This window comes from Cellulomonas telluris, from assembly GCF_004886325.1.
Classification (GTDB): Bacteria; Actinomycetota; Actinomycetes; order Actinomycetales; family Cellulomonadaceae; genus Cellulomonas; species Cellulomonas telluris.
In genome coordinates this window covers 1,034,437-1,053,969 of record NZ_QXFN01000001.1, presented here as the reverse complement: position 1 = coordinate 1,053,969, position 19,533 = coordinate 1,034,437, and the positions used below count along the sequence as shown (strand labels likewise).

15 protein-coding genes are annotated in these 19,533 nt (G+C 72.9%); 11 read left to right on the top strand and 4 right to left on the bottom strand.

Annotated features, from left to right (window positions below; translation table 11 throughout):
• Window positions 1–17: 17 nt before the first annotated feature.
• The 3 genes from purL to FB586_RS05010 all read right to left on the bottom strand — a co-directional run bounded on the left by purL (window position 18) and on the right by FB586_RS05010 (window position 5,474).
• Window positions 18–2,420 (bottom strand): phosphoribosylformylglycinamidine synthase subunit PurL, encoded by a 2,403-nt coding sequence (gene purL / locus FB586_RS05020; protein WP_136518161.1) that lies wholly within the window; start codon window positions 2,418–2,420, stop codon window positions 18–20.
• A gap of 205 nt (window positions 2,421–2,625) precedes the next feature.
• Window positions 2,626–4,056: a cellulase family glycosylhydrolase gene (locus FB586_RS05015; RefSeq protein ID WP_136518160.1), complete on the bottom strand. Its 1,431-nt coding sequence runs from the start codon at window positions 4,054–4,056 to the stop codon at window positions 2,626–2,628.
• Window positions 4,057–4,283: 227 nt separating this feature from the next.
• Entirely contained in the window at window positions 4,284–5,474 is a 1,191-nt protein-coding gene (locus FB586_RS05010; RefSeq protein WP_222928274.1) for a winged helix DNA-binding domain-containing protein, read from the bottom strand.
• 233 nt (window positions 5,475–5,707) lie between these two features.
• On the opposite strand from FB586_RS05010, the gene FB586_RS19700 reads away from it, so the two are divergent.
• The gene (locus FB586_RS19700; protein WP_187697842.1) at window positions 5,708–6,472 is read left to right on the top strand and encodes a hypothetical protein; all 765 of its coding nucleotides are present in this window, start codon (window positions 5,708–5,710) and stop codon (window positions 6,470–6,472) included.
• Between the two features lie 22 nt (window positions 6,473–6,494).
• On the opposite strand, the gene FB586_RS05000 is transcribed toward FB586_RS19700, so the two are convergent.
• Entirely contained in the window at window positions 6,495–7,343 is an 849-nt protein-coding gene (locus tag FB586_RS05000; RefSeq protein WP_136518159.1) for a DUF2599 domain-containing protein, read from the bottom strand.
• 322 nt (window positions 7,344–7,665) lie between these two features.
• Between FB586_RS05000 and FB586_RS04995 the strand changes: the two genes are divergently transcribed.
• The 10 genes from FB586_RS04995 (at window position 7,666) to FB586_RS19305 (ending at window position 19,437) form a co-directional block, all read left to right on the top strand.
• Window positions 7,666–13,884 (top strand): polymorphic toxin-type HINT domain-containing protein, encoded by a 6,219-nt coding sequence (locus FB586_RS04995; RefSeq protein ID WP_246036453.1) that lies wholly within the window; start codon window positions 7,666–7,668, stop codon window positions 13,882–13,884.
• A 12-nt stretch (window positions 13,885–13,896) separates the two neighbouring features.
• A complete protein-coding gene (locus FB586_RS04990; RefSeq protein ID WP_136518158.1) occupies window positions 13,897–14,358 on the top strand; it encodes a hypothetical protein in 462 nt (153 codons plus the stop codon).
• A 273-nt stretch (window positions 14,359–14,631) separates the two neighbouring features.
• Window positions 14,632–15,615, top strand: coding sequence for a polymorphic toxin-type HINT domain-containing protein (locus FB586_RS04985; protein ID WP_246036451.1), 984 nt, complete (start codon window positions 14,632–14,634; stop codon window positions 15,613–15,615).
• A complete protein-coding gene (locus tag FB586_RS04980) occupies window positions 15,612–15,965 on the top strand; it encodes a hypothetical protein (RefSeq protein WP_136518156.1) in 354 nt (117 codons plus the stop codon). Before FB586_RS04985 ends, FB586_RS04980 begins: the two co-directional genes overlap by 4 nt.
• Window positions 15,966–16,251: 286 nt before the next feature.
• On the top strand, window positions 16,252–16,521 hold the full coding sequence (locus FB586_RS04975; RefSeq protein ID WP_136518155.1) for a hypothetical protein: 270 nt from the start codon (window positions 16,252–16,254) through the stop codon (window positions 16,519–16,521).
• On the top strand, window positions 16,511–16,834 hold the full coding sequence (locus FB586_RS04970; protein ID WP_136518154.1) for a hypothetical protein: 324 nt from the start codon (window positions 16,511–16,513) through the stop codon (window positions 16,832–16,834). The genes FB586_RS04975 and FB586_RS04970 overlap by 11 nt, the downstream gene beginning before the upstream one ends.
• Before the next feature lie 186 nt (window positions 16,835–17,020).
• Window positions 17,021–17,614: a DUF416 family protein gene (locus FB586_RS04965; protein WP_136518153.1), complete on the top strand. Its 594-nt coding sequence runs from the start codon at window positions 17,021–17,023 to the stop codon at window positions 17,612–17,614.
• A gap of 134 nt (window positions 17,615–17,748) precedes the next feature.
• Window positions 17,749–18,147, top strand: a complete 399-nt coding sequence (locus FB586_RS04960; RefSeq protein ID WP_136518152.1) for a hypothetical protein — start codon at window positions 17,749–17,751, stop codon at window positions 18,145–18,147.
• Window positions 18,148–18,253: 106 nt separating this feature from the next.
• Window positions 18,254–18,907, top strand: coding sequence for a hypothetical protein (locus FB586_RS04955; protein ID WP_136518151.1), 654 nt, complete (start codon window positions 18,254–18,256; stop codon window positions 18,905–18,907).
• A 143-nt stretch (window positions 18,908–19,050) separates the two neighbouring features.
• The gene (locus tag FB586_RS19305; RefSeq protein ID WP_168800452.1) at window positions 19,051–19,437 is read left to right on the top strand and encodes a DUF4265 domain-containing protein; all 387 of its coding nucleotides are present in this window, start codon (window positions 19,051–19,053) and stop codon (window positions 19,435–19,437) included.
• Window positions 19,438–19,533 lie beyond the last annotated feature (96 nt).

Genomic DNA, 19,533 nt, shown 5'->3' with positions numbered 1-19,533 from the left:
TGCCGACGCCGGCGGCGTCAGCCGAACAGGCGCGGCAGCGTGCCCTCCCAGACCTCGCGGGCCTCGGACAGCGGCAGCGTGAACAGGCCGGCGACCTCGACCGCCGCCTCGTGCGCGTGCTCCGGACCGGCACCGGGCGTGCCCGCACCGGGCGAGCAGGTCTCCGCGGTCTCGCCGAGGCGGATCGCGGGGACGCCCCGGGCGGTGCACAGGTCGGCGAACCGGACCTCCTCCGAGCGCGGCACCGCGACGACCGCGCGCGCCGTGGACTCCGAGAACAGCGCCACGAACGGGGTGATCCCGTCGCGGGCGCACAGCCCGTCCAGGTCGACCTGCACGCCGACCCCGTGCCGCAGGCTCGACTCCACGAGGGCCTGCGCGAGGCCGCCCTCGGAGAGGTCGTGCGCGGCGTCGACGAGGTGGTCGCGCGCGGCCGTCGCGAGCACCTGGGCGAGGCGGCGCTCGGCGTCGAGGTCGACGCGCGGCGGGGTCCCGCCCAGGTGGTGGTGCACGACGTCGGCCCACGCGGAGCCGTCGAGCTCGTCGCGCGTCGTGCCGAGCAGGTAGACGGCCTGGCCGGGCGTCGTCCAGCCGGAGCGCACGGCGTTCGCGACGTCGTCCAGGACGCCGAGCACGCCGACGACCGGCGTCGGGTGGATCGACGAGTCGACCTGGCCCGGCTCGCCCGTGCCGTTGTAGAGCGACACGTTGCCGCCGGTGACCGGGACCTCGAGGGTCTGGCAGGCGTCGGCGAGGCCGCGGATCGCCTCGACGAGCTGCCACATCGAGTCCGGGTGCTCGGGGCTGCCGAAGTTCAGGCAGTCGGTGACGGCGAGCGGGCGCGCCCCCGCCGTGGCGACGTTGCGGTACGCCTCCGCGAGCGCGAGCTGCGCCCCCGTGTACGGGTCGAGCTTGCCGAACCGGCCGTTGGCGTCCGTCGCGAGCGCGACGCCGAGGCCGGTCGTCTCGTCGACCCGCACCACGCCCGCGTCGTCGGGCTGCGCCAGCGCGGTGTTGCCCTGCACGAACCGGTCGTACTGGTCCGTCACCCACGCCGGCGAGGCGAGGTTCGGCGAGCCGAGCAGCCGCAGGACCGTCTCGCGCAGCTCCTCGGGGGTGGAGGGACGCGCGTAGCGCTGCTGCCCCTCCGGGGTGCTCACGGAGTCGGCGACGAGGGCGTCCTGCCACGCGGGCCGCGCGTACGGGCGGTCGTAGACCGGTCCCTCGTGGGCCACCGTCCGGGGGTCCACGTCGACGATGCGCTGGCCGTGGTGGTCGATCGTGAGGCGGCCCGTGCCGGTGACCTCGCCGATGACGGCCGTCTCGACGTCCCACCTCGCCGTGATCGCGAGGAACTCGTCGAGCTTCTCCGGCCGGACGACGGCCATCATCCGCTCCTGCGACTCCGACATGAGGATCTCGCCGGCGGTCAGCGTCGGGTCGCGCAGCAGCACGTTCTCGAGGTCGACGTGCATGCCGCCGTCACCGTTGGACGCGAGCTCGCTCGTCGCGCACGAGATCCCCGCGGCACCGAGGTCCTGGATGCCCTCGACGACCTTCGCCGCGTACAGCTCGAGGCAGCACTCGATGAGCACCTTCTCCATGAAGGGGTCGCCGACCTGCACGCTCGGGCGCTTGCTCGGCTTGGTGTCGTCGAAGGTCTCGGACGCGAGGATCGACGCTCCGCCGATGCCGTCGCCGCCGGTGCGCGCACCGAACAGCACGACCTTGTTGCCGACGCCCGACGCGTTGGCCAGGTGGATGTCCTCGTGGCGCAGCACGCCGAGGCACAGCGCGTTGACGAGCGGGTTGCCCTGGTAGCAGGCGTCGAAGACGAGCTCGCCGCCGATGTTCGGCAGGCCGAGGCTGTTGCCGTACCCGCCGACGCCGGACACGACGCCGTGCACGACGCGCGCCGTGTCCGGGTGGTCGACCGCGCCGAAGCGGAGCTGGTCCATCACGGCGACCGGCCGCGCGCCCATCGAGATGATGTCGCGGACGATGCCGCCGACACCCGTCGCGGCGCCCTGGTACGGCTCCACGTACGACGGGTGGTTGTGCGACTCGACCTTGAACGTGACCGCCCAGCCGTCGCCGATGTCGACGACGCCCGCGTTCTCGCCGATGCCGACGAGCAGGTGCTCCTTCATCGCCGGCGTCGTCTTCTCGCCGAACTGGCGCAGGTGCGTCTTCGACGACTTGTAGGAGCAGTGCTCCGACCACATGACCGAGTACATGGCGAGCTCGGCGGCGGTGGGGCGCCGGCCGAGGATGTCGCGGATGCGCTGGTACTCGTCGGGCTTGAGGCCGAGCTCGGCGAACGGCTGGACCTGGTCCGGGGTCGCGGCGGCGTTCTCGACCGTGTCGGACGCGTGCTGCGGGGTGGGCGCGTCGGCGTGGCGCACAGGTGCGGTGGTCATCGGTTCCCTCGGTGGGGGCCCGGGCACCGGGGGCGGTCGCCCTCACCGGGGTCCGCTCACCAGTCCCGCGCCGCGGGTCGGCAGACGCCCCCAGCCTACCGGCGCGCACCGCGACCCCGACCGCGCCGTCCCGCCCCGTGGGCGCGACGCCCGCCCCGGCGGGTGCGGGACCCACCGGGGCGAGCGTCAGGTGCGGCGCGCGGCGTCAGCTCGTCGGGAAGCTGTCCGGCGTCATGATCCGGCTGCGGACGAACTGGCCGGACTGCGTCAGCTGCGACGTGCCGTAGCTCGAGCCGGAGCAGGTCCCCGGCCGGAAGGCGGCACTGCTCTCGTTCGCGTCGGAGTACGTCCAGTTGACGTGGCTGATCTTCAGGGAGTCGAGCAGGTCGAGCCACGCCGTGGAGCTCGCCAGGTCGACCGTGCCGCCGCCGGTCGCGCTGGTCGTGCCCCACTCGGAGACGAACAGCGGGAGCCGCTGCGCCGCGCTGCGCACCTCGGCGCGGTAGTTGTCCAGGTGCGACGCCGCGTAGAAGTGGAAGGTGTACATGATGTTGTCGAACGCCAGCGGGTTCGCCACGATCTCCGCCGAGCTCGAGCCGTTGGAGACGCCGAGGGACGACCAGCCGCGCGTGCCGACGAGGATGACGGCGTCGGGGTCGGCGGCCTTGATGATCGGGATCACCTGGTTCGCGTAGGTGCGGATCTGCTCCCACGTCACGCCGTTCGGCTCGTTCGCGATCTCGTAGATCACGTTCTTCTTCGCCGCGTTGCGCGTGGCGACGTCGCGGAAGAACGTCTTCGCGTTCTCGAGGTTCACGTTCGGGTCGCCCGGCGTGAGCGTGTGGAAGTCGACGATGGCGTACATGCCGCGCTTCTCGGCCTCGTCCACCAGGGAGTTCACGCGTGCCGTGAAGCCCGGCGGGTCGGTGACGTAGCCGTTCTCGTTGACGTACATCGCGATGCGGAAGACGTCCGCCTTCCAGTCGTTCGCGAGCACGTCCAACGACGTCGCGTTGTAGCAGCCGGGGAACCACTGCAGCCCGTGCGAGCTGATGCCGCGCAGCTGGATCGGCCGGCCGTACTGGTTGCACAGGTTCACGCCGCAGACCCGGAGCTGGCCGTTCACGGCGACCGGGGTGGTCCCGGTGGGCGGCGGAGGCGTCGTCGTCGGGGTGGGTGTGGGGGTGGGCGTGCGGGTGGGCGTCGGCGTGGGCGTCGTCGTGACCGAGCCGGTGCACGCGACGCCGTTCACCGTGAACTGCGTGGGGACCGGGTTCGAGCCGCTCCACGAGCCGTTGAAGCCGAAGCTCGCGGTGCCGCCCGTGCGGACCGAGCCGTTCCAGCCGGCGTCGCGCACGGTCACCGTGCCGCCCGACTGGGTCGCGGTCCCGTTCCACGCCTGCGTGATCCGCTGGCCGGACGCGAAGGTCCAGCCGACGGTCCAGCCGTTCAGCGGGTCGCCGAGGTTCGTCACCGTGACGTTGGCGCCGAAACCGCCCTGCCACTGGTTCGTGACGGCGTAGTCGACCCTGCAGCCGGCGGCCGCCTGCGCGGACGGCGCGGCGGTCGCGCCGATCCCCGTCGTCGCGAGCAGGGCCGCGGCCAGCAGGGCGAACGCCCTGGTGCGCTGGGACATGCATCTCCTCGATGGTGAGCGCGCGGCGCCGCGCCCCGCTCCGTCGCGGGGACGCACGGCGGTCGCCGCGTCGGGAGTCGAGGGTGCGCCGCGGGCGGGTCGCCCGCCAGGGCGACGGGCCCCGGGACGTCGCCCGAATCGATTCGTGCGCGCACGGGTGACACACGCCGGTCCTCGGCACGGGCCCGTCCCGTGCGCCCGACCCCGAGGGGCACGGCACCCGCGGATCAGCCGCGCAGGCGCTTCTCCACCGGCGTCCAGCCGCGCGCGCGTGCCGTCAGGCGCACGTCGGCGAGCTGGGCCGTGAGCGCGGCGGCGCGCTCCGCCACGGCGTCGGCCGCCGCACGCCCCACGTCCTCGAACAGCTCCACGGCCACCTCGCCGTCCGCGCGCTGCACCCACCCCCCGACGACGCGCCCGTCGACCCAGACGGTCGGCCCGGCGTTGCCGTTGCGGTCGTACACCTGCTCGCGGTGCTCCCCCACGAACGGGTCGCGGTGCCGCCAGCCCATCGCGGCCGGGTCGAGGGCCGGCAGCAGCGCGACCCACGGATCCGCAGGCGGGACCTCGTCCGCGTCCTCCGCGAGCAGGACGCCCGGCGCCCCGTCCTCGAGGACGACGGCGACCGTGTCGAGCGCGGCGAGCGCGGCCTTCGTGCGGGCGACGGTCCACCCGGCCCACCACTGCAGGTCTGCGGGCCGGGCGGGCCCGTACGCGTGCAGCCAGAGGCGGGCGAGCCGGGCCGCCGCATCCGCCGTCGCGGGCACCGGCCCGAGCTCGCGCCAGTGCCCGGGCGTCGTCCACCGGAACTGCGGCGCCGCCCAGCCCCCCACCTGCCGGCCGCGCAGCACGCGGCCCTCGGCGGACAGCGTGGTGAGCAGGCGGCTCGCGACGCTCTGCGTGGCCCCGAGCTCGCGGGGGTCGAGGACGACCCGCGCCGCGAGCAACGGGTCGGCCGCGGCGAGCTCGGGCGCGGTGGCCTGGCCGGCCGCCGCCAGGGCGTCGAGCAGGGCGCGCTCGGCGCGGGCGACCCACGCCTCGGGCTCCTCCGTGATCCCGGAGGCGACGAGCATCTGGTGCAGGAGCCGGCGCTGCCGCGCCGCCACGGTGTCCCCGGCCGCCGCCAGCACCGTGGCCGCGAGGTCGTGCGGGACCGCGAAGATCGTGCGCCGCATCGCCAGGACGCGCACCAGGTCGCGGTCCTCGTAGAGCACGCGCTCGACGTCGGCCGGGCCCGCGCCGGGGGTGCGGGCGAGCGCGGACAGCACGGTGGAGGCCGGGTCCGTGCTGTGCAGCGCGACGACCGCGCGCGCCGCGCCGAGCGGGTCGGCGGCGCCGTGGCCCGGGGCGAGCGCGTGCCGGCGGCCGAGCCGCGCCCGCCGCTCGTCCGCCGTCACCGTCCTGGCTGCACCTGTCACCCGAGGGACGCTAGCGCGCGGGTCCGACACGGCCGCGCAGGGCTCACCCTCGCTGACCAGCGGTTCTGCATGAGAGAACCGTCATGCACGTTTCGCCCCGTTCGCGCGTTCCCTCCCGTTACGCTGCCGCCGTCGCCCGGTACGCCGCCGCGACGCCCCCGATCCGCCGCTGGTCCGCCCGCCGCCGGGCCGCGGGGCCCCCCGCCCGCCCGCGTCCGAACCGAGGCACCCCGATGCACCCCCGCACCGCCGCGCTGGCACTCGCCGCGTCCGTCGCCGCCGTCACCCTCACCGCCACCGGCGCCGCCGCGGGCTCCGACGCACCCACGCCGTACCGCGTCACCGGCACGGGCGTCGAGCTGCCGGAGGGCCACGTCCTCACGGAGCACGCCCACCTCAACGTCCTGTGGACGTCCCCGGCCGGCGCCGGCGCCCGCAACGTCCACCTGGAGGGGCCCGGCACGCGCTACCACGACCTGGTGGGCGCCTCCGCGGTGACGTGGGACCGGCTCGGGCTGCCGGTCGACGCGTGCGTGCACTGGGTCCAGGTGGCGGGTTTCGACGAGCACTTCGGCGAGGGCGGGCAGGCGCCGGTGTGCCGCGCGGCCCAGCCGGTCCCCGCGCCCGCACCGGTCCCGGCCCCCGCGCCGCCGGCGGACGCCCCGGCGCCCGCACCCGCCCCTGCGGCCCCGGCTCCCGCTCCGGAGCCGGCGTCGCCCGCGCCGGCGGCACCTCCCGCACCCGGAGCCGAGGTGGCGGCGGCGCCGACGCCGACGGTCGCGCCCTCCCCGGCCCCGAGCGAGACCGCCGAGGTCCTGGCGGCCCACGAGGACGCGGACACCGACGCGTCGTTCGCCCTCGACTGGGACGTCCCGGCGCGCACGGACGCCCTGTCCGCGACCGGCACCTCGGCGGTGCCGGTCCTCGCACTGGGGCTCGCCGCCGTCGTGGCCGGGACCGTGCTCGTGCTGAGCCGGCGGTCCGCCCAGGAGGGCTGACACGCCACCCGGCGGCGCCCCGTCAGACGTCGTCGTCGATGGGGTTGCAGCGGGTCGCGAGCAACGTGCCCGTCCCGACCTCGGAGCGCCACGGCTCGAGGTTCCACGTCTCCTTGTCCGGGGCACCGAGCGCGTGGCACCAGAGCTGCGCCCGCATGGTCGCGGTCGCCGCCTCGGGTTGCGCGACGGCGAGCTGGGCGGCGAGCGCCTCCTGGGCGGCGAGCGAGCCACCGCGCACCCACGCCGCGGGCGCGACGGCCAGCGACCGTCCGCCCTCCGCCTCGCCCCAGGTGGCCGACGCGAGCGCCGACGTGCCGACGAGCACCTCCACCACGGCTGCGGGCCGCCCGCGCAGCACGAGCACGCCCTCGACCTCGAGCCACCGCGCGGGCGTCTCCGCGGCGTCCGGGGTGCCGACCGCAGCGACGACGACGTCACCATGGCGCAGCACGGCCGACCCGTCCTCCAGCACGGTCGCCGTGACGCCCTCGGCGGGCGCGAGCGAGGCGCCGGTCACGGCCGCCTGCGCGGTACGCAGGGTGACGCGCGCCGACCCGTCGCCCTGGGGCTCGACCGCGACCTCCGCCGCGGGGTCCGTGGGCAGCACCCAGGCGACGACGCCGTCCCCGCCGGGGACGGCCGCACCGTCGGCGCGCACGCGCTCCGCCCCGGGCGTCCTCGGGGCCGGCGCGGGTGCGACCCCGCCGTCCGGGGCCGCGGTCACGACGGCCGTCGCGTCGGGCGCGGGCGTCGCCGGGGCGGCCGTTCCCGACGCGGCCGGGGGCGTCGCGGGCGCCGGGGAGCACCCCGCGAGCGCGAGCAGCAGCGCGAGGGTCGGCGGCAGCACGAGGCCGCCCGCGGTGCGCAGCATGCGGGCACCGTACCGAGCACGTCCCGTGCCGCGGCGCGACCTGGGCGAGTGAGAGTTCTCTCATGGGAGCCACCGTGGGAACCGAGGAACGGACAGAACGGCGCAACTCGGGCACGCGGCGCCACCTGCGCTGACGCTCCTCCGGGGCACGTCCGTGCCCGAACCGGGGCACCGTCCAGGTCCGCCCGTGGCCGTCTCGCGATCCGGTCCTGCGCTGGTCACCCCGTGCCGCGACCCCCTTGGGTGACGCACGGCTCGGCCGCTGCAGGGGGCGGCCGCGACGGTGCGTGGGCAGCGATGCGGCGCACGGACGGAGGTCCGCATGTCCGGTCGCCCGCGCTCGCGTGCGCTCACGTCACTCGTCGGGCGCGTCGTCGTCCTCGCCGTCGCCGTCACGGGCGTGGTGTGGGGACCACCGACGGTGGCATCCGCCGCCGACGCGCCGCCCCCGGTCGCGCGGGACGGCGCCGCTCCCGTCGAGCGCCCCCTGCCCCGCAACGCGGTGCGGACGGGCGACCCCGACGACGTCCCGGTCGAACCGCCCGCCGTGCCCGTCGCCGACGAGGCTCCCGTCGCGGCGCCGATGCTCCCCGGCCTCGCCCGCCCGGGCCTGGCCCTCGGGGCCGCGGCCGGTCTCGGCGCGGCGACGTCCCCCGCGGCGGACCCGGCAGCCCTCGCGGCCGACGCCGCCCGCGACCTCGTCGTCCGCCCGGGGTACCTGCTCGGCGACACGTCGCTGGTCGTCTACTTCGACGCGGACGTCGCGGACGGCGACCCGACGTCCTGGGCGACATGGCGCGCGACCGTGACGGACGCCGAGAGCGGCGCGCAGCAGGTGTCCGCCGACCTCGGCCGCACGGACCTGTCCCGCTGCGGCGCGCCGCGCGAGTTCTGCCGCAGCTTCGGTGCCGCGGACGGGTGGACCCTCGACCCGGCTCGGCGGTACACGGTGACGATCAGCCTCGTCGCCGAGGACGGCACGACCGCGGACTCCGTCCCCTCCGCCCCCGCGCACCCCCGCACGACCGTCACCCCGCCCGAGCTTCCCGCGGCCCAGGCCGCCGGCTGCGCGTGCTCCACCGTCCTGGGGCGCACGGTCGACGGCCAGGAGCTGCGCGGCGCGCTCGTCAACACCGGCACGGGCGCGTTCAACCGTACCGAGCGCGACCTGACGATGACGTCGTTCGGCATCCCGTTCGAGGCGGTCCGCTTCTACTCCTCCGCCAACACGGGCACCGGCATGTTCGGCGCGGGCTGGACCTGGACGTACGACGCCCGCGTGATCGCACCCGAGGCCGGTGCGGACGCGATCCGCGTGCGGGCCGAGGACGGCGCGGAGGCCGTCTACCGCCGCGCGGCGGACGGCTCGTGGACGCGGCCCCCGGGCGTACGCGCCGTCCTCACCGACCGACCGGGCGGCGGCTGGGCCCTCACCCCGCCCGACCAGCGCCGGCTGGAGTTCGACGCCCAGGGCCGTCTGCTGTCGGTGAAGGACGCGCGCGGCCACGGCCTGACGCTGACGTACGCGAGCAACGGCCTGCTGTCGCAGCTCACCGACGCCGCCGGGCGCGTCGTCCGGGTCGAGCACCGCCAGGACGTCCGGGCCATCAGCAAGCTCACCCTGCCGGACGGCCGCAGCGTCCAGTTCGACTACGAGGCCGGCCGCCTGGCGAAGGTCCAGGACGCGCGGAGCTACACCTGGCAGTACCACTACGACGCGCAGGGCCGCCTGGACCACGTCACGGACGCCCGCGGCAAGCGCGACGTCACGAACACGTACGGCGCGGACGGCCGCGTCGCGCAGCAGGCCGACGCGACCGGCGCGGTCACCACCTTCGCGTGGGACGCCGAGAAGGAGGTCGCGACGACGACCGACGCCGACGGCGTCGTCTCGCGCGACGGCTACCGCGAGAACGTCCTGCTCTGGAGCCGCAACGGCAACGGCGACACCGTCACCTACCGCTACGACGAGCGGCTCAACGAGTCCCTCGTCGTCGACCCCGAGGGCAACCAGTCGGGCGCGCTGCACGACGCGAACGGCAACCCGGTGGAGCGCCACGCGCCCGCGCCGTTCGACTACGTCGAGCGCAACGCGTTCGACGCGGGCAACAACCTCACCTCGCACACCGACGGGCGCGGCAACACGTGGTCGTACGCGTACGACCAGCACAACGAGATGACGAGCCAGAAGGACCCGGAGCAGACCGACGGCTACCGGTACTCCTACGACGCGCGCGGCTTGCTGGCGACCCGCACCGACCCGCGCGGCAAGGTCACGCGCTACGAGTACGACGCAGCCGGCAACCGGACGGCGGAGGTCACGCCGACCGGGCGGCGCACCGAGTTCACGTACGACGGCACGGGACGGCTCGTCTCGGTCGTCGACCCGCGCGGCACGGTCGCCGGCGCGAACAAGGACCAGTACCGCACGCGCTACGCCTACGACGCGCAGGACCGCCTCGTGGAGCGCCGTGACCCGGGCAAGAACGAGCCGGTCAGGACGACGTACGACGAGCTCGGCAACGTCGTCGTCGTCACCGACCAGATCGCGAACTCGTCCCGCTACACCTACGACGACACGAGCCGCCTGGTCACGCTCAAGGACCCGGTCGGGAACGTCACCGAGTACACGTACACGAAGGCCGGGCGCACGGCGTCGGTGACCGACGGCGAGGGCAACCGGACCACGTGGACGTACGACGCGCAGGGCCGGGTCGCCACGGAGCGGCTGCCGCTCGGCAACGCGGCCCGCCGTTCGGGCGAGTCCGACGCCGACCTCGAGAAGCGCCGCGCCGCGTACACGACGACGTTCCGCTACGACTTCCGCGGCAACCTCGTGCGGGCCGAGCGCCCCGACGCGCAGGGCCGGCTGGTCCAGGTGGACTCGACGTTCGACGAGCTGGGCCGCCCGGTGCAGCAGGTCGACGAGCTCGGCGCGACGACCGGGATGTCGTACGACAACGCCGGGAACGTCACGGGCATGACGGACGAGAACGGCGACGCGCTCGGCCTCACCTACGACCGCGCGAACCGCCGCACCGGCGGCACGGGCGTCGACTCCCCCGCGCAGATCGAGTACGACCAGCTCGGCAACCCGACCCGCCAGGTCACGGCCGCGGGCGGCGTCATCACGTGGCAGTACGACGACGACGGCCGACCGGTGGCCATCACCGAGCCGCGCGGCCACCTGCCGGGCGCGGACCCGGCGGCGTTCACGACGCGCTACGCGTACGACCCGGCCGGCAACCCGACCGAGGTGCGCGACCCGCTGGGCAACGTGACGCGCTCGGCGTACGACCCGGTCGGCCGGCTGGCGTCGACCACGGACGCCGCGGGCTCGGTCGTCCGGTACGCGTACGACCTCGCCGACCGCCTCGTCAGCGTGCAGGGCCCGGACGCGACGAGCGACCAGCAGGCGCTGCGGTACACCTACGACGCGAACGGTCAGGTGACGGGTCGGCGCGACCCACGCGGCCACGAGACGAAGCTCGAGTACGACCGCGCCGGGCGGACGGTCGCCTCGACCGACCCGCTGGGCCGCCGCCGCGAGTACGTGTACGACGCGAACTCCAACCTCGTGGAGCTCGTCACGGCGCGCGTCGTCGAGGGCGACCCGCGGATCGACCCGAACCGCGAGGTCCGCACGGTCCGCATGGCGTACGACACGCTCGACCGGCCGGTCTCGCGCCAGCTCGGCACGCGCGGCGAGCTGTTCACGTTCGGCTACGACGCCAAGAACCGCCTGGTGTCGATGGCCGACCCGCGCGGCGTCCGCGAGCACGCGTACGACGCGACGGGCCGGCTGTCGAAGGTCACCCGCACCGACACCGCGGGGAACGTCCAGGCGTTCTCGTACGGCTACGACGCGCAGGACAACCTGACGTCGCGCACGTACCCGGACGGCACGACGGTGTCCGCGACGTACGACGTCGCCGACCGCCTGACGTCGCTCACGGCCGAGGGCGCCGACCGGTCCGCCGCGACGTACCGCTTCGGGTGGGACGTGGCCGACCAGCTCACGTCGATCACGTTCCCCGAGGCGACCGGGCTGACGGAGGGCCGCACGTACGACGCGGCGGGCCGCCTGACGCGCGTCGCGACGACCCGCGCAGGGGGCGAGGTCGTCTCGGCGCACGACGTGGTGCGGGACGCGGTGGGCAACCCGACGCGGATCACCGCGACCCGCACCGCCGGCGGTCCGCAGGTCGTCGAGGCGACGTCGTACGCGTACGACAAGGCTCACCGCCTGACGTCCGCCTGCTACGGCGCCGCCTCGTGCGCACCGGGTGCACCGGCGGCGCAGCGGTTCGACTACGGCTACGACCTCGTCGGCAACCGCACGTCGCAGAAGGTCACCACGGCGACGGGCACGGCGACGACGGCGGCGACGTTCGACGCGGGCGACCAGCTCACGCGCGAGACGACGACCGTGGCCGGGCAGCTGCCCGACCTGCCGGACGTGCAGGCCGGCACGCGGGAGTACGCGTACGACGCCGAGGGCAACCAGACGAAGGCCGGCGACGAGGCGTACACGTACAACCTCGACCGGACGCTGGCGACGGCGACGGTGGATGGCGAGCAGACGCGGTACGCGTACGACGCGGCGGGCCTGCGCCTGTCGTCGGCGACGACGGCCGCCGAGGGCGCCCTGGAGTCGACGGCGTGGACGTGGGACGTCAACGGCCCGCTGCCGACCATCGCCGGCGAGACGCGCACGGGCCCGGCCGGGACGGAGACGACGTCGTTCCTGTACGCCCCCGACGGCTCGCCGCTCGGCCTGGCGGAGGGCGGGGACGACTACTCCTCCTACGTCCGCGACTGGCTGGGCAGCACGTCGGCCGTCGTCTCGCCCACGGGCGACGCGCAGTGGGCGTACGACTACGACCCGTTCGGCGGGGTCCGGGGCACCGACCTCGTCTCCGGCGGGAAGCGCCTGGCGGACGACGCACCGGTCAACCCGCTGCAGTTCACCGGCGGGTACCGCGACGAGACGCAGTCGGACCGGTACCAGCTGCGGGCGCGCAACTACGACACGTCGTCGGGCCGGTTCGACTCGGTCGACCCGGTGGCCGGTTCAGGGCAGGCGACGGGGATCTCGCCGTACGCCTACGCGTCCAACCGCCCCACGGCGCTGACCGACCCGTCCGGCATGCGTCCCGACGACGGCGCCGCCAGCGGCGCGACCCTGCCGACCGCGGACGACCCGTTCGCGTCGCAGCGCGAGGCGGCGAAGAAGGCCGTCGCGGAGGCGGAGAAGTTCGTCGCGCAGATCGGCGACGAGATCATCGGCCTGGTCATGGACCTGATCGGGTACACCGACGCCAAGAACTGCATCACCAAGGGCGACGTCGGGGCCTGCATCAGCACGGCCCTGAACGCGGTGCCCTGGGGCAAGATGTTCAAGGCCGCGAAGGTCGCCATCAAGGCGGTCGGCGTGGGCAAGCGCCTGGTCGAGGGGTACTCCCGGCTGAAGACCGCCCGCCGGGCGCTGTCGGAGATCCCGAAGGCGTCCCCCGCGAAGGTGGTCCCGGACACCGCGGCGGTGCAGAAGGCGAACACCGCGGTCTCCCAGGCGAGGAACGCGGCCACCGAGTCACGCCAGGTCGCCGCCCGCACGTCCAAGGAGGTCGACTCCGCAAAGAGGGCCAACCAGCAGGCCCGCAAGCAGGCGGAGAACCAGAAGAAGGAGTGCAACTCCTTCACCCCGGCCACCCGGGTCGTGCTGGCCGACGGCACCAGTAAGGCGATCTCCGACGTGCGGGTCGGCGACACCGTCCTGGCGGTCGCCGCCGACGGCACCACCGCCCACCGTCAGGTCGTGGCCACCATCACCGGCCACGGCGCCAAGGACCTGGTCGACCTCACCCTGGTCGGCTCCGGCGGCGGCGGACCGCCCGGCGACACCACGATCACCGCCACCGACGGGCACCTGTTCCTCACCGCCGACGGCGACTGGGTCCCGGCCGGCGACCTGAAGACCGGCGACCAGCTCGTCGACCCCGACGGCACCCCCGTCACCCTCGCCGCCACCACCCACCGGTCGCAGACCGCGACGGTCCACAACCTCACCGTCGACACCGACCACACCTACACCGTCACCACCACCGACGGCACCGACGTCGTCACCCACAACGACGACATCCGCGACAGCTTCGACGACGCCCAGGACATCAACTCCTGCCCCCGGCGGGGACCGGAGCCTGCTGCAGGAGGTCCTCGCGCGGTCCCGGACCCTGATCCGCAGTACACCGCGTCAGGTGCGCGGGACAGGAGTAGCGCGGTGTACGTCAACGTCCGGCGGGCTGACGGCTCGGTGGAGACCGTCGGCTCCCGGCCCGGTGGCGTGCACGCGGAAGACGCCGCCGATGCACTCGAGCCGGGCGGCCAACTCAGCAGACCGTTCGGATGGCGCCGTGACCCGGCCAGCGGCGACATCACCTGGCAGCACATTCCCGTCTGCATCAAGTGTCAGCCGAAGTACCCGCCGACGCGTTTTCCGCAGGGTACCGTGGGCGACCCGGGCGGCGCGTGGGGCCGGTAAGGGAGAAGAAGCATGGCCATCGCGGAACGGCTCATCTGGTCGATCGACTGGGGCCGGTACGAACTCATGGAGGGAACAGCTGAGGGGTTTGGGCACGACCTCACCGCCTTTGTCACCGACGCGCCTGTGGTCGAACGGCATGCCCTCTGGGCGAGGATGGAGAACCGCGTCTTCGCACAGGACGACATCTTCACGGCAGCCGAACCGACACTTGCAGTACTTTTTGCGGCTCTCGCAGACGGGGTGGAGGAAAGCACTGCGGTCAGCGTGCTCGATCTGGTGTTCCACATCGTCCATGCGGCCCACTACCGGGACGACGGTCTAGGGCGACGATGCCTCGGCAAAGCACAGGAGGCTGGCTGGCTCCTCGTGCACATCGGCAGCAGGGGTAGCAGGAACGTGCGAGACGCGTGTCTGGAGGTCCTCGACCTCGTCAGTCCTTCGTGCGCCGCGGCCCTCCGCCTCTCCGTGTGACGCACGCGCACGGCCGGTCCAGCGAGGCGACCGTGCGACGGCGGGCAGCAGCGTCGACCCCAAGTCGCTCCCGCCGCGGGCAGGGCGAGCGGGACCATCCGAGGAGGTGAGGGGGCGGGTCGGCTCGCGAGCGTTCACGGCGGGGGGCACGCAACTGGGCTACGAACGTCGCCGACACCCGGCGCAGAGCGCAGTTGACGGCTCGAGGGGTACTCGCGCCTGCGGGTCGCGCGCAAGGCGCTGGACGACATCCCGAAGGCGTCCCCCGCGAAGGTGGTCCCGGACACCGCGGCGGTGCAGAAGGCGAACACCGCGGTCTCCCAGGCGAGGAACGCGGCCACCGAGTCACGCCAGGTCGCCGCCCGCACGTCCAAGGAGGTCGACTCCGCAAAGAGGGCCAACCAGCAGGCCCGCAAGCAGGCGGAGAACCAGAAGAAGGAGTGCAACTCCTTCACCCCGGCCACCCGGGTCGTGCTGGCCGACGGCACCAGTAAGGCGATCTCCGACGTGCGGGTCGGCGACACCGTCCTGGCGGTCGCCGCCGACGGCACCACCGCCCACCGTCAGGTCGTGGCCACCATCACCGGCCACGGCGCCAAGGACCTGGTCGACCTCACCCTGGTCGGCTCCGGCGGCGGCGGACCGCCCGGCGACACCACGATCACCGCCACCGACGGGCACCTGTTCCTCACCGCCGACGGCGACTGGGTCCCGGCCGGCGACCTGAAGACCGGCGACCAGCTCGTCGACCCCGACGGCACCCCCGTCACCCTCGCCGCCACCACCCACCGGTCGCAGACCGCGACGGTCCACAACCTCACCGTCGACACCGACCACACCTACACCGTCACCACCACCGACGGCACCGACGTCATCACCCACAACGACGACCCGCGACGCGGCAGGAGCGCACGCGACGCCATCGCCGGCGCGCAGGACGTGAACGCCTGCCCCGCCTCCCCGCCGAGCGCCCGCTTCGTCCCCAGTCCCAAGCATGGGACTACGCAGCGGGGCACCGCCGCACCCGGTCCTACCGACGGGCAGGGCGTACTCGACCGGTCGGTGAGCATCGGGCCGAACACGACGCGCCGCGTCGGCGTCGACAAGGAGAACGGGGAGTTCGTGATCTTCGACGAGACACACCCAGGCAAGGGAGAGTTCCATGGGCACGTGCGACAGTGGCATGAACTCAACCAGCAGATGCAGAACGCCCTCTACCAGGCAGGTTTGGTGAGCAGGAAGGGCAGGATGCGATGAACGGGCTCACCTATCGGGAGCCGCGAGATCTCGGGCGCGCAGACCTCGCACGCTCACTGGTCGAGCGGGACATCGCGAACCTTCGCGAGGCGATCGTCGCGGTAGCGCTCCGCGACCCGGACCGTGCCTGGGTCGAAGATCAACTGATGACGCTGATGCACGACTCGGAGGGCTCCGTTCGGTCGGTAGCCGCACTGGCGGCCGGGCATCTCGCGAGAATCCATCATGCAATCGATCAGACGCGGCTCGTTCCTGCGTTGCGCAGCCTGCTACGGGACCCGGATGCCCGGGAGAACGCGGAGAACGCGCTGGACGACATCGCCACCTTTGCTCGGGACGCCGCGGGATGATCAGCACCTTTCGCGGGACCCGCCGGGGACGGAGCCGCCGACGAATGGGCCTGATGAGGTCAGCTGGAGCCCGACGGCGCAGCCACCAGAACGGGGCCACGCTGTATGGGCTTCGAATTGGCGTTCTGGCATGAGGAGCCGACACCTTCGGACGATGCCGCGCTGGCGACGTACTACAGGTTGACAGAGGAGGGCGACGGGGCTGTTCACCCGCACGTCGCAGTGTCGCGCTTCCTGGATGATGTTCTGGCCACCTTCGATTGGCGTTCGCGAGTACGATTCGGTGATGTCGAGCGGACGCTTCGAACCAGGCGCGAAAGGCCTCGAGGGACGGCAGTTCGCGACGACGCTCGACGACGCGCTCCGGTATGCGGACTGGGACACCTCTAGGGTCGCCATTCTTCGGGTTACCGTGTCGAAGGACGCACCCAAGTCGTTGGACTTCTCCCGCGACATCGATGTCTCGGTCTTCCGCGGAGGCGTGTACACGGTGCAGCCAGGCACGCAAAGCGATATTTTCCACAACGCGCTGAGGGCAGTCAACCATGTCTTCTGAGACGCCTGCCCCTGTGGTCCTCGACGCGAAGATGCGCTTCCTGCGCACTGAGGAGGGAGGGCGGCTGCGGGCACCAGCCGACGGTGTTCGATCTCAGTTGGATCTCGGTGAAGTCAAGACGTCCTGCATCGTCCACACGCGCGACGCACGCAAGGAGATCGCGCTCGGCGAGGAGCAGAACGTCCGCATCGAATTGATCTTCGGCAGCCTCTACGAGGCTGCGGCTCGCCGACTCATTAACATCGATCTGTATGAGGGAAACAAGCTGGTGGCGCGTGGCCGCACGATCGAAACCCGCGTGGAAGAAGGATGACCCATCATCTGAGGCCGCCGCGAGCCACGGTGCCGCATCCCTGATCTCCCATGGAGAAGATGAATCACCGCGACTGAGGGGCGCTGGGGTGAAACCCGAACCGATGCGAGTAGGGAGCGGTAGGCGGGATGCCCGCACGGTGTTCCGCAATCTAGAATTCCGGTGGCCCTGACGGAAGGAGCCGACGTGGTGGCTTACGACGAGTCGGAGATGACAGCCCGCCTCGCAGCGGTGGATCGTGCGCAGAGGACCGCATTTGCCGCGGCGTGCGCCGAGCGGCTCTGGCCACTCTTCGAGCGGTACGTCGCGACGACGGGCGAAGGAGACTCGGAGGCCCTGCGATCGGTCTTGGATGCTGCATGGCTCGTCGCGGGCGGCGGCACCGTCTCGGACCTTCCCGATCGGCAGGAGGTCGCCGAGGACATGGTGCCCACGGACGAGGGCGACTGGGTCTTCGAGATGGGCTATGGACAGAACGCCGTTGCGGCTGTCGCGTACGCCGTGCGGACCTGGCTGTCGGACGACCCGCAGGAGGCCGTCTGGGCGGCCCGCCAGGTGTACGAGGCCGCGGACCTGGCGGCGCAAGACGCCTCGGGCGAGTCGGACATGAGTTCGCCGGGGATCGAGGACGCGCTGCTCGCAAGCCCACTGGTGCAGACAGCCCTGGCGGGGCTCGCGGCGGATCTTGCGACCGTTGAGTCATCGGCGGCTGACGGATGGGAGCTGCTTCGAGAGCGTGCAAGCGGCGAGGGAATGGCGTGGGCTAGCACTCTGCCCTGATTTCGCGGCGGCCCTGCGCCCCCCCTGCCCGTGGTCCTTCCTCCGCTCTGGCTGAGAAGGCCGGCAAGAAGGAGGGTCAGCGCGACCCGGGTCCGTTGAAGGAACTTTGAGCCGCACGCGGGAAGGTATGCCAGATGACGGACGAGGGCGCTGCTGTCCTGCTCGTTCGTTCCGTTGTCGACACGAGCGCCCGGGCCAGGGAGTGGGATGCGGCAGTAAGCCGGTTGTGGGCGCAGATCGAAGCCTTGGGCGGCCGCGAGCTCACACCATGGGGTGTGCAGGTCGTCTATGTCGTCGGCGCCGGCATCACGCCTGTGGACTTCGACGGCGTGCAGCTCGGTGCGGTCTCGCGGAAGGCTCGCACACTTGTGATCAAGGCGGCAGTGCGGGGTCCGGCGACGGCCGACGCTGACGCCGTTGTCCTGGACATCCTCGAGCGAGCGGTGACGCTGGCTGAATCAGTCGCGCGTCGCCGTGGGTTGGTTCAGTCGCTGGACGCGGCTCGCGCGATCACCGAGCAATTGAACGGCTAGCGCACGGGTGGACGGGGGAAAGGAGTCACACTCCGCTACGGCCGTGAATCTTGCGAAGAAATGGTTCGGCGATGAGAACGTCTTCAGATCTCCGGCGGGGTGACCGGTGAGCGCGTCGGACGCGTACGTCGAGTGGTGGGAAGAGGGCGCCGACCCGGAGATGGTGGTCGGTCGGCTCCTGGCCGCGGGCTTGCGCACGTCCTCGACCACCCGTCCTGGCCTCGTCGACGTCCTCGACGACGAGGGGAATCGCACCCCGACGTCGGTGGAGGCGTTCCAGGAGCTCCTGCGTAGCTCGCGCAGACCGGTGGCTTTCCAGCTGTGGTTCAGCGACAGCGAGGACCTCGTCGTGGAGCGTGTGCCCATCGTCACGCACGGCGGCGGGCTGCACCGCACGACGGCGAACCTCGACGCCTTGTCACCATTTCAGTTCGACGTCGTCGTCAACGTGATGGCGTCGATGGTCACGGACTCGCCGGAGTCCACGCGCGCGTTCATCCTCGATGCGTCGAACGACACGGCAGCCTACGACTGGCTCCCTCTCGCACGAGGCCGGCAGGTCGACGTACCGCAGGTCGACGTGGTGGTGGCCCGAGCGGGAACGGAGGCGGCGATGCTCGGTGGGTCCTGGGTGCAGGACGTACCTGCAGCGGGGCTCCGCTCGAGGGGATGGCCTCTCGAGCAGGAGCCGCACCCGCCGAACTGGTACCGCAGGACCCGGCGAGCCGCCGGCACCTCGCCGTACGGCGGGCCCGAGTGATGCGCGCGCAGGTCGGCGGTGCAGGCGACCACCGTGCCCCGAGGGCGCTGCGCGCAAGCCAAGTCCCGGAGGACGAGGCCGAGTCCGGGCATGTCTTGTGTCGGGCGAGGAAGCTGCGGGGCACCCTGCGGAAGGACCGACTGATGACACCGACGACGCTGAGGATCTGGGCGGCCGACAAGTCGTCCGGGGAGCGGGTCGACGAGGAGGTCCTCGTGGAACCCGCCGGGAACGACACGTGGCGCCTCCTCGCGTCACCAGGCCTCGCTCAAGGAATGGCGTCCGGTGACGTGATCGAGGTCGACCAGGCGCGTCGAGCGCGGCCCGTGGTCCGGGGCGGAAACCTGGCAGTCCAGGTCTTCGCACCCCCGGAGCACGCGGAGGACCTCCTCCCGCAGATGCGCAGACTGGGCGGGGTACGCGACGGTCAGACAGCGGAGCTCACGGTGTACACCGTGCCCGTCAGCGCTGGATTTCCGGCCGTCGAGCGGGTTCTTGAGGACTTCGTTGCGACGCCACCCGGACGCTGAGTGGTACTACGGCAACGTCGACGACACCGATGGCGTCACACCGCTGCTGTGGTGGCAGACATGAGTGCCGTGTCCGACGGCTGCGAGCAGTCGCCG

Excerpts from the sequence above, each read along its gene's own strand:
- FB586_RS19700 (WP_187697842.1), top strand. The coding sequence starts at position 5,708 with ATGCACCCCCGCACCGCCGCGCTGGCACTCGCCGCGTCCGTCGCCGCC.
- FB586_RS19305 (WP_168800452.1), top strand. The coding sequence starts at position 19,051 with ATGACACCGACGACGCTGAGGATCTGGGCGGCCGACAAGTCGTCCGGG.
- FB586_RS04990 (WP_136518158.1), top strand. The coding sequence starts at position 13,897 with ATGGCCATCGCGGAACGGCTCATCTGGTCGATCGACTGGGGCCGGTAC.
- FB586_RS04975 (WP_136518155.1), top strand. The coding sequence starts at position 16,252 with ATGTCGAGCGGACGCTTCGAACCAGGCGCGAAAGGCCTCGAGGGACGG.
- FB586_RS05000 (WP_136518159.1), bottom strand. The coding sequence starts at position 7,343 with ATGCTGCGCACCGCGGGCGGCCTCGTGCTGCCGCCGACCCTCGCGCTG.
- FB586_RS04970 (WP_136518154.1), top strand. The coding sequence starts at position 16,511 with ATGTCTTCTGAGACGCCTGCCCCTGTGGTCCTCGACGCGAAGATGCGC.
- FB586_RS05015 (WP_136518160.1), bottom strand. The coding sequence starts at position 4,056 with ATGTCCCAGCGCACCAGGGCGTTCGCCCTGCTGGCCGCGGCCCTGCTC.
- FB586_RS04960 (WP_136518152.1), top strand. The coding sequence starts at position 17,749 with ATGACGGACGAGGGCGCTGCTGTCCTGCTCGTTCGTTCCGTTGTCGAC.
- FB586_RS04980 (WP_136518156.1), top strand. The coding sequence starts at position 15,612 with ATGAACGGGCTCACCTATCGGGAGCCGCGAGATCTCGGGCGCGCAGAC.
- FB586_RS04995 (WP_246036453.1), top strand. The coding sequence starts at position 7,666 with ATGTCCGGTCGCCCGCGCTCGCGTGCGCTCACGTCACTCGTCGGGCGC.
- purL (WP_136518161.1), bottom strand. The coding sequence starts at position 2,420 with ATGACCACCGCACCTGTGCGCCACGCCGACGCGCCCACCCCGCAGCAC.